Genomic DNA, 9,354 nt, shown 5'->3' with positions numbered 1-9,354 from the left:
CCAACGACGCCGGGATATGGCCATGCCCGGCCAGCTCCGCCGGATCCTCGTTCAACCCGAGATAGGTGGCCAGATCCATGTACAGGAACACCTCCGACCGTTCCGTCCTCCCGCCCTGACCACCGAGGAGGAGGTCGAGCGCGACATCGGCGCGGAGCTGATCGAGGGTGCGGGTCTCACCACCGGTCTTCAGCGCCCGCGCTTCCCGATCGATCCGCACAAACGCGGCCGCCACCTTCTCCACCGGACCGTCCTCGACCTCGATCGACGCCACCCCCGCCTCACCCTGGCGCAGCGTCAGACGGCGGCCTGCGCGGTGGTGTTCGGTACGCCGCGCCGCCCCTTCCTTGTCCACGATCCCCGCCGCGTGACTGGCCGCTTTCCGGATCTGCTCGGTGTTCCTGCCCTCCAACCGATCCTCCAGCAACGCATCCACGGCGCGGGCATTGTCGTCCGACAGCCACGTGGTCGCCGCGGCGACCTTCGCCGCACCCGCGCCGCTCACCAACCCCAGGTCCATCAAACTCAGCGTGCGGGGCAGGCGGGTCGTCAGCGCCTCCGCCGTGGACACCAGCGCACCCGCATGACCGTCCACAACGGACAACGCGAACGCCACCTCCTGCACCACACTGGAGGCGCCATCGCGATGACGAGACAGCTGCGCGATCGCACGGAACCGGACCGCCTCCAACCGGGCGATATCCGCCGACGCCGCCTGCGCCAGTGCCACACACGCTTCGTCATCGAGCGTGCGAGGATCAATGTTTTCCTTGGGGGAAGCCAAAAGGGCTGTGTTTGTGTCCACGCGCAGAACCGTACAACGCCCCACCGACAATTTCGGCCACGAAGAACGTCGCCGATTTCCGGCAACGGTCAGTCCAGTTCGAGCAAGCCTTCAGCGCCGTTCTCCAGCTGCCGCGCGTACTTCTCCGACCGGGGAAGCATCGTTTTCTCATAAGCCGCAACAGCTTCACCGACACTCACGGAACCGGCCAGCGCGAGAGCGAGCTCGCGAGCGTCGAGCATGGCCAGATTGACGCCGACACCGAGCGGCGGCATCAGGTGGGCGGCATCGCCGAGCAAGGTCATCGACGGCGTGTGCTCCCACGTGTGCGGGACCGGCAGGACGAACAACGGACGGTCCACATAGGACCCGTCGTTGTCGGTGATCATCCGCACCATGGACGGCGACCACCCGGCAAACGCGTCGAGCAGCCGGCTGCGGATCTCCGGGGTGTCACGAGACCCGACCCAGTCCACGGGCAGGCGCTGGATGATGTAGACCCGGATGTGGTCGCCACTGTTGCGCTGGGCGAACAGGCAGCGATCGCCGTCGGCCGCCATCGCGCCGCCCTGGCCGACGAGCGCGGCGAGTTCGGGGTGCGCGTTCTCGACGTCGTCGAACCAGGCCTCCAGGAAGGTGATCCCGGCGTACTCGGGCACCGCCGTCGACACCGCCGGGCGCACCCGTGACCACGCGCCGTCGGCACCGATGACCAGATCCGTCTCGACGGTCGTCCCGTCGGCGAACCGCAAGCGCCCCGGGAGCTCGACACTCTCCAGAACAGAACCCCACCGCACGGTGCCCGGCTCGAGCGAATCCAGCAGCAGACCACGGAGCTGCCCTCGGTCGATCTCCGGTTTGAACAGCTCCCCTTCGGCCGGGAGGTGGTGTTCCAAAAGCGTGCCCGCGGGGTCCAGCTTCCGCATCTCCTGCCCTTCGGGGCGGCAGAGCGCGAAGAACTCGTCGAGCAGGCCGGCTTCGCGCAGGGCCAGCTGCCCGTCCTCCGCGTGCAGGTCGAGGGTGCCGCCCTGGTTACGGGCCTGGGGATGCGGGTCGCGTTCGTAGACCGTCACGGGGACGCCGTGCTTCTGCAGGATGCGGGCGCAGGTCAGGCCGCCGGGGCCCGCTCCGATGATGCTGATCGTCATGTCCCCAGAAAAGCAGAACGAGTTGAAAAGTGCAACGAGTCAACTTAGTGACCGTGACAACTAATGGGGTAGAGTGAGCTCATGGAGACACCGGGACGGCGTGAACGCAAGAAGGCAGCCACCCGCCAGGCATTGGCGGACGCCGCCTTGAAGTTGTTCCTGGAGCGGGGCTACGACCAGGTGAGCATCCGCGACATCGCCGAGGCGGCCGACGTGTCGACGACGACGCTGTTCAAGCACTTCCCCGGCAAGGAAGCTCTTGTCTTCGACGAGTCCCAGGACCGCGAAGCGAACCTGATCGCCGCCGTACGGGAGCGCGAAGCAGGCCAGAGCGTCGTCGAGGCGCTACGTCAGTACGTGCTCGCCACCTGGCTCCCGCTCACGGCCCATCCCCAGTACCCCGAGTTCACCGCGCTGGTGAGCGGCACTCCCGCGCTGCAGGAGTACGGCGAACGCCTGTGGACCCGGCACGCCGCGGCTCTCGGCCTCGCCATCGCCGAGGACGCCGGCGTCGATCCCGAAGACACGGCTTCCCGCGCGCTGGCGAGGTTCGTCCTGGACATCCCGGCGCTCACCCGTGGCAAGCCGGATCCCGAGAAGGCCGTCGAGGAGATCTTCGACCTCCTCGCCCACGGCTGGCGCTAGTCCTCTTCGGACTCGGGACGGGAGCCGCGCAGCGAGCCCGGATGCGCCTTCGCGGACGGGTCGTTCCGGGTCTTGAGCAGGCTCGCCACCGTCACCACGACGAGAATGCCGATGATCACCGCGAGGCTGACCGGCGTCGAGATCTCCGGGACACTCTCGCTGATGTCCACGTGGGCCCAGTGCAGGATCAGCTTGATCCCGATGAACCCGAGGATCACCGCGAGCCCGGCCGACAGGTACACCAGGCGATCGAGCAGGCCCTTCACCAGGAAGTACAGCGCGCGCAGGCCCAGCAGGGCGAAGGCGTTGGCGGCGAAGACCAGGTACGGCTCGTCGGTGACGCCGAAGACCGCGGGGATCGAGTCCAGCGCGAACAGCAGGTCGATCCCGCCGATCGCGAGCAGCACCACCACCAGCGGCGTGCCCACCCGTTTCCCTTCGAGCCGGGTGAACAGCTTCCCGCCGTCGTACTCGGTGGACAGCGGCAGCAGGCGGCGCGCGGTCCGCACCACGACGTTGTTCTCGACGTCCGGATCCTCGTCCCGGTGCCGGAACAGCTGGACCCCGGTGTAGATCAGCAGCAACCCGAACAGCAGGAACATGAAGGAGAACAGCGAAAGCAGCGTGGCGCCGAGCGCGATGAAGATCCCGCGCATGATCAGCGCGACGACGATGCCGAACGTGAGCACCTTGTGCTGGTGTTCTTCGGGCACCGCGAAGGTGCTCATGATGATCACGAAGACGAAGAGGTTGTCGACGGACAGGCTCTTCTCCACGATGTAACCCGCGAAGTACTGCTGCCCGAAGTCGCCGCCGTGCGCCAGCGTCAGCCAGACGCCGAACGCCACGGCGACCAGGATGTAGCCGATCGACCAGGCCACCGCTTCGCCGAAACCGACCTTGTGCGGCCGCGCGGCCGCGAGGATGAGGTCGAGTGCCAGGAGCCCGAGCACCAACCCGATCGTCAGAGTCCAGGTGAGGCCATCGATCTGGAGCATCCGGACCCTGTCTTTCGTTCGGCGGCAGGTGCCCAGATCCTAAGCGCGACTCCCCCGGTCCGCATTCGCATGACCCGGCGCCGCGTCCAGTAGCGCGGCGAGCACGGTCTTGAGCAGAGGATGATCCGCGCTCCCCCGCCGGACGGCGGCGAACACGCGGCGCAGCGGCGGTTCGCCGCGCAACGGGACGGCGACGGCCCCGGGAACGCCGGTGAAAGCGTTGCGCGGCACCAAAGCCACGCCCTCACCCGCGGCCACCAGGGTGGTGATCGCGTGGAAGTCGTCGGAGACGTGCCGGATCTCCGGGTTGGCGCACGCGATCATCAGCACGTCACGGCAGGGATTCCCGGGTTTCGGGGCGATCCACTCGTCGTCGGCGAGTTCGTCGATGTCCACTTCGGACGATTCCGCGAGCCGGTGCGCGGTGGGCAGCACGACGTCGAACGGCTCCACGTACAACGGGAACCGGGTGAGCCTGCTTTCATCCGTTCGTGGCGAGAGCCGGTACTCCTCGGTGATCGCCAGGTCGACCTCACCGTCGAGCAGCAGCGGGATGCTCGCGTGCCCCTCGACGTCCTGCACCTGGATGGAGACCCCGGGCGAGCCGGCGCGCAGCGAGGCGATGGCCGGCGCGACGACCATCGTGATCGCGGAGGCGAAGCTCGCCAGCCGCACCATCCCCCGCAGCCCGGAATCGAGCGCGGCCAGCGTGGCCCGCGCCCGTTCCAGTTCGGCGGCGACGGCGTTGGCGTGCACCACCATCAGCTCACCGGCGGGGGTCAGCGAAACCCGGCGGCCCCATCGGCGGAGCAGCTGCTGGCCGCACTCGGCTTCGAGGGCGGCCAGCTGCTGGGAGACCGCGGACGGCGTCAGGTGCAGCGCCTGGCCCGCCGCCGTCACGGTGCCGTGGTCGGCGAGTGCGCGCAGTACCCGCAGCCGTCGCGGATCGATCATTCACCCATCATGGACCTTGCCGTCACGAACGCGTCCACCGCACGGTTCACGTCGTCCGTCGAATGCGCGGCCGACATCTGGGTCCGGATCCGGGCCTTGCCGTGCGGCACCACCGGGTACGAGAAGCCGACCACGTAGATGCCCTGGTCGAGCAGCAGATCCGCCATCTTGCCCGCTTTGGCGGCGTCGCCGATCATCACCGGGATGATCGGGTGCTCGCCGGGGAGCAGGTCGAAACCCGCCTCTGTCATCCGGCGCCGGAACAGCTCGGTGTTCGCCCGCAGCTTGGTCAGCAGCTCACCCGAGGAGTCCAGCAGTTCCAGCGTGGCGAGCGCCGCGGCCGTGATCGACGGCGCGAGCGAGTTCGAGAACAGGTACGGCCGCGAACGCTGCCGCAGCATCTCGACGATCTCCGCGCGGCCCGAGGTGTAGCCGCCACTCGCCCCGCCGAGGGCCTTGCCGAGGGTGCCGGTGAGGACGTCGACCTTGTCCTGCACGCCGAACAGCTCCGGCGTGCCGCGCCCGGTCGGGCCGGTGAAGCCGACGGCGTGCGAGTCGTCCACCATCACCAGCGCGTCGTAGCGCTCGGCCAGCTCGCAGATCTCGTCGAGCGGTGCGAGGTAGCCGTCCATCGAGAACACGCCGTCGGTGGCGATCATCCGGTACCTCGCGCCGGAAGCCTCCTTCAGCCGGGCTTCCAGATCCGCGACGTCGCGGTTGCGGTAACGCATCCGCTTCGCCTTGCACAGCCGGACGCCGTCGATGATCGACGCGTGGTTGAGCTCGTCGGAGATGATGACGTCCTGGTCGGTCAGCAACGTCTCGAAGAGCCCGGCGTTGGCGTCGAAACACGAGCTGTAGAGGATCGTGTCCTCGGTGCCGAGGAACTCCGAGAGCTTCGCCTCGAGTTCCTTGTGCGGCTGCTGGGTCCCGCAGATGAACCGCACCGACGCCATGCCGAAGCCCCAGCGGTCCAGCGCCTCCTGCGCGGCCTTGACCAGCGCGGGGTGGTCGGCGAGGCCGAGATAGTTGTTGGCGCAGAAGTTGAGGACGTCGCCCTCGGCGACACTGACCGAAGCCCGCTGCGGCCCCTGGATCACCCGCTCGCCCTTGTACAGCCCGGCTTCCCGGATCTCGGCGAGCCCGGCCTTGAGGTCGTCGCGCATCGCGCCGTACATCAGTTCTCCGTCCAATCCAGAATGACCTTGCCGCAGCGGCCTTCCCTGGCCGTCGCGAACGCCTTCTCGTACTCGGTGTAGCCGAACCGGTGGGTGATCACCGGCGAGATGTCCAGCCCGGCCTGCAGCAGCACGGACATCGAGTACCACGTCTCGAACATCTCGCGCCCGTAGATCCCCTTGATCTGGATCATCTTCAGCACCACGGACGCGATGTCGACCGACACGTCGGAGGCGGGCAGGCCGAGCAGCGCGACCCGGCCGCCGTGTGACATGTTCGCGATCATTTCGCGCAGCGCCTCGGGGCGCCCGCTCATCTCCATGCCGACGTCGAAGCCTTCGGCCATGCCGAGCCGTTCCTGCGCGTCCGCGATGGTCGAGGAGGAGACGTCCAGCGCGAGGTCGACGCCGACCTTGCGGGCCAGTTCCAGGCGGTGCTCGCTGACGTCGGTGACGACGACGTTGCGCGCCCCGGCGTGGCGCGCGATGGCGGCGGCCATGATGCCGATCGGGCCGGCGCCGGTGACCAGCACGTCCTCCCCGATGACGGGGAAGGACAGCGCGGTGTGCACGGCGTTGCCCAACGGGTCGAAGATCGCGGCGATGTCGAGGTCGACCTTGGTGCGGTGCACCCAGGCGTTCATCTCGGGCAGGACGGCGTACTGCGCGAAGGCGCCGTCGGTGTGCACGCCGAGGCCCTTGGTCCGGGCGCACAGGTGACGGCGCCCCGCCTTGCAGTTGCGGCAGTTCCCGCAGACCAGATGCCCCTCGCCGCTGACCAGGTCGCCGACCTTGACCGTCGTCACCGACCGGCCGATCTCGACCACCTCGCCGACGAACTCGTGCCCGATGACCAGCGGCGCGGCGATGGTGCGCGCCGCCCAGTCGTCCCAGGAGTCGATGTGCAGGTCGGTACCGCAGATCCCGGCGCGCAGCACGCGGACCGCGACGTCGCCGGGGCCGACGACCGGGTCCGGCACGTCGGTGAGTTCAAGCCCTGGTGCTCGGTCGGCTTTGACCAATGCCTTCATGGCGCGAAGTCTGGCGCGGGGAGCGCTGTTCAGTCCATCGCGAGTTTCTGAAATCCCTCGTTAGCGTGTCTTCACAAGAGTGGCCGGAGCCGCGGGAACCCCTGGCACGCGGACCACCACGAAGTCCGGCCGCGGTACCAGTTCGAACCCGATCGACTGATACAGGCGGATGGCCGAGGTGTTCCCCGCCGCCGCGTGCATCATCGGCCGCTCGCCCCGGGCCCGGATTCCCGCCGCCACCGCGCGGACGAGCCGGGTCGCCAGCCCCTGACCGCGATACGCGGGGTCGGTGCAGACGGCGCTGATCTCGGTCCAGCCGGGCGGGTGCAGCCGCTCCCCCGCCATCGCGACCAGGGCTCCACCGCGCCGGATTCCCAGGTATGTCCCCAGCTCGACGGTCCGCTTCCGGAACGGCCCGGGTTTGGTCCGCTCGACGAGGTCCAGCATCTCCGGGACGTCGTCCGGCCCCAGCCGGACGGCCTCGGGGTCTTCGGCGGCTTCGAGCGCGACGTCGACCAGCCGGACACCGGCGATCCTGTCGAGGACTTCCCAGTCCGCCGGGACGGGCAGGTCGTTGTGGACGGTGACCGTCTCGCCCGGGCTCGCCAGCGCGGCGACGTCGGCCCAGACACCCTCGTCCGGCTCGGGCGGCAGGGCGAAGAAGGGAGCGACGTCGACCTGATAGCGCAGGACTTGGCCCGAGCGTTCGGCGAAGCGGGCGTGCGGACCGGTCAGCGATGCCCAGACCGGATCGTCGAGAGGAGTGACCATGACGGCTGCGACACCGGCGGGCGCGCTTTCATTCCCGCTCCCGCATCCTGGGCACGGCCGGTCAGGATCCGGCGGCCACCGCGAAGTCCGCGCCGGGGTTCGGCCCGAACCAGTCGAGGCAGACGACCATCGCGTCGTCGGCGGCGGGTCCGCCGCCTCGGTGCTCGCCCAGCTCGGCGAGAACCGCCCTCGGCACGTGGGCCGCGGCCAGGTCCGCGGTCGCGATGACGGCCTCGGCCAGTTCACGGTCCCCGTAGAGCTCGCCGTGCGGGCCCGCCACGTTGTAGACGCCGTCGCTCACGAACACGAAGCGGTCGCCGGGAAGCGCCTGCAGGCGTTCGACGGTGTAAGAGGTGTCTTCGAAGGTGCCGAGCGGCAGCTGCTCGTCGAAGGCGACCCGCTCGGTCTTGCCGCCGCGAAACCGCCACAGTCGGGGCGATCCGGCGTCGACGGCGTCGATCGCGCCGGTCGCGAGGTCGAACTCCAGCAGAAGGGTCGCGACGTGTTCTTGGCCCCGGTACTGGGCGTAGAGGGCCTGATCGGCCAGCTCGGCCTGGGCGTCGAGCGGGATCCCGGCCCGCCGGGCGTTGCGGAGCGCGTTGACGGCGAGGTTGGTCAGCAGCGCCGCGCTCGCGCCGTCCCCCATGCCGTTGACCAGCGTGACCGACAGTTTGCGCGCCGAGGCCGACCAGTCGAAGCAGTCGCCGTAGATGGCGTACGCGGGTTCGAGCTGCCCGCCGAGGGCGAATTCCGGACGGGCGCACGCGCGGCCGGGGAGCAGCTGCCACTGCATCTCGGCGGCGAGGGTGAGCCGGGAAGACCGGCGCGCCTGCACGTAGAGGTCGGTGTCGCGATCGGCGACGAAGACCTCGTGGGCGAGCGCCTCGGCGAACCGGCCGAGTTCGGCCCAGACGGGCGGTTCCTGCTCTTCGGGGAGCGTGACGACAAGGATGCCGAGCCGGTCTCCGCGCACGGAGACCGGAAGGTGGGCACGAATGCCGTCCTCGACGGTCTCGAACGTCGCGCACTGCGTGGTGAAGGCCTCACCCGCCGTCGTTCCCGCCACCGGAACCGGATCGGTGGTGTAGGGCAGCACGGTCACCCGCCGCAATTCGGCGAGGCTGTAGTCGGCCATCAGCAGGTCGACGGCAACGGCGCCGAAATGCTCCTTGAGCGCCGAACGCAGGCCGTCGAGCAAATAATGTGGCTGGACGTCTCTCAGAATCCGCTCGACAGCCAGGGATCTGTCCACTTCGTCGCCTCCGCACGCCGGGAAACCGGGGTCGCACTCGGACACCGGCGAAGCAGTCCGCATCGCGCAGGCGGACCGGCCGTTGGGCGTGCCGCGACGAGCTGAGCTGACAAGTTCAGCATAAGGATGCGAGAGTGGGTGTCGTGAATCGGTCCTTCGAGCCGCCCGGCACCGAAACGGTGGCGGCGGCGGTGACCGAGACGGCGGAGCTGCTCGAGATCATGTTCGAACGCGCTCGCGAGGCGTCACCGCGTCCGCTGTCGACGTCCCAAGTACGCGCCGTCGTGGCACTCGACCACCACGACGGCTTGAACCTGCGCGCGCTCGCCGAGCTGCTCGGTTCGACCCCGCCGCTGGTGAGCCGCCTGTGTGACAGGCTGGAAGCCGTCGGGTTCATCGACAGGCTGCCCGGTACGCAAAGCCGTCGCGAGGTCACCTTGCGGCTCAGCGACCGAGGCCGCGCCTACCTGCGTGACCTGCGGGCACGCCGCCGCGAAAGCCTGGACTCGGTGCTGGGGAAGCTCACCCCGGAGGCCAGGACGGCGCTCGCCGCCGGTCTCCGCGAGTTCCGCGAGGCCGCGGCGGAGTTCTGA

10 protein-coding genes are annotated in these 9,354 nt (G+C 69.1%); 2 read left to right on the top strand and 8 right to left on the bottom strand.

Annotation, left to right across the window (positions count from 1 at the left end):
- Together ACFOSH_RS37515 and ACFOSH_RS37510 are read right to left on the bottom strand one after the other, a co-directional pair.
- A partial coding sequence (locus tag ACFOSH_RS37515; protein WP_378245353.1) for a DUF222 domain-containing protein occupies positions 1-805 on the bottom strand: 805 nt, incomplete at its 3' end.
- 68 nt (positions 806-873) lie between these two features.
- On the bottom strand, positions 874-1,932 hold the full coding sequence (locus ACFOSH_RS37510) for an FAD-dependent oxidoreductase (protein WP_378245331.1): 1,059 nt from the start codon (positions 1,930-1,932) through the stop codon (positions 874-876).
- An 81-nt stretch (positions 1,933-2,013) separates the two neighbouring features.
- Between ACFOSH_RS37510 and ACFOSH_RS37505 the strand changes: the two genes are divergently transcribed.
- The gene (locus ACFOSH_RS37505; RefSeq protein WP_378245329.1) at positions 2,014-2,577 is read left to right on the top strand and encodes a TetR/AcrR family transcriptional regulator; all 564 of its coding nucleotides are present in this window, start codon (positions 2,014-2,016) and stop codon (positions 2,575-2,577) included.
- Here the strand turns inward: ACFOSH_RS37505 and ACFOSH_RS37500 are convergent.
- From ACFOSH_RS37500 to ACFOSH_RS37475, 6 genes are all read right to left on the bottom strand, one after another.
- Positions 2,574-3,575 (bottom strand): TerC/Alx family metal homeostasis membrane protein, encoded by a 1,002-nt coding sequence (locus tag ACFOSH_RS37500; protein WP_378245327.1) that lies wholly within the window; start codon positions 3,573-3,575, stop codon positions 2,574-2,576. The two genes, ACFOSH_RS37505 and ACFOSH_RS37500, sit on opposite strands and share 4 nt — an antisense overlap.
- Positions 3,576-3,614: 39 nt before the next feature.
- Positions 3,615-4,529 carry a LysR family transcriptional regulator gene (locus ACFOSH_RS37495; protein ID WP_378245325.1) on the bottom strand — a complete coding sequence of 305 codons (915 nt, stop codon included), beginning with the start codon at positions 4,527-4,529 and terminating at the stop codon, positions 3,615-3,617.
- Positions 4,526-5,707, bottom strand: coding sequence for a glycine C-acetyltransferase (locus tag ACFOSH_RS37490; RefSeq protein WP_378245351.1), 1,182 nt, complete (start codon positions 5,705-5,707; stop codon positions 4,526-4,528). Before ACFOSH_RS37490 ends, ACFOSH_RS37495 begins: the two co-directional genes overlap by 4 nt.
- A complete protein-coding gene (gene tdh / locus ACFOSH_RS37485; RefSeq protein WP_378245323.1) occupies positions 5,707-6,738 on the bottom strand; it encodes an L-threonine 3-dehydrogenase in 1,032 nt (343 codons plus the stop codon). Before tdh ends, ACFOSH_RS37490 begins: the two co-directional genes overlap by 1 nt.
- Positions 6,739-6,798: 60 nt before the next feature.
- Entirely contained in the window at positions 6,799-7,509 is a 711-nt protein-coding gene (locus ACFOSH_RS37480; RefSeq protein ID WP_378245321.1) for a GNAT family N-acetyltransferase, read from the bottom strand.
- A gap of 61 nt (positions 7,510-7,570) precedes the next feature.
- Complete coding sequence (locus tag ACFOSH_RS37475) at positions 7,571-8,761, bottom strand: PP2C family protein-serine/threonine phosphatase (RefSeq protein WP_378245319.1); 1,191 nt, start codon at positions 8,759-8,761, stop codon at positions 7,571-7,573.
- Positions 8,762-8,895: 134 nt separating this feature from the next.
- Between ACFOSH_RS37475 and ACFOSH_RS37470 the strand changes: the two genes are divergently transcribed.
- The gene (locus tag ACFOSH_RS37470; RefSeq protein ID WP_378245317.1) at positions 8,896-9,354 is read left to right on the top strand and encodes a MarR family transcriptional regulator; all 459 of its coding nucleotides are present in this window, start codon (positions 8,896-8,898) and stop codon (positions 9,352-9,354) included.

The sequence above is a fragment of the Amycolatopsis speibonae genome, from assembly GCF_042647925.1.
Lineage (GTDB): Bacteria > Actinomycetota > Actinomycetes > Mycobacteriales > Pseudonocardiaceae > Amycolatopsis > Amycolatopsis speibonae.
The sequence above is the reverse complement of the archived record's forward strand: the minus strand, read 5'-3'. Positions and strand labels throughout refer to the sequence as shown.